The sequence below is a fragment of the Pseudoneobacillus rhizolycopersici genome (assembly GCF_054786815.1).
Window position 1 is genome coordinate 1 of record NZ_JBTOOE010000160.1, and the last position, 256, is coordinate 256.

Consider the following 256-nt stretch of genomic DNA (forward strand, 5'->3'; position numbering starts at 1 on the left):
GCCAGCACCCCTCGGTCATCATGGCTCGCGGCTACTATCGCTGCGCGTTCGTGTGGGCCGTGGACTTCAAGGACGGCAAGCTGCAGGAGGTATGGTTCCACGAATCAAAAGACAAGAACAAGGGCCTTTGGGGCGAGGGCGCGCACGCACTCACCGTGGGCGACGTAGACTATGACGGCAAGGACGAGATTGTCTATGGCGCCGCTTCGCTCGACCATGACGGCTCCCTGCTCTATCGCACCAACACGTTCAACGT

1 protein-coding gene is annotated in these 256 nt (G+C 60.5%); it reads left to right on the forward strand.

The window, feature by feature from the left end:
* On the forward strand, positions 1-256 hold a 256-nt coding region (locus tag ACX9YW_RS23250), incomplete at both ends, for a rhamnogalacturonan lyase family protein (protein WP_460351125.1).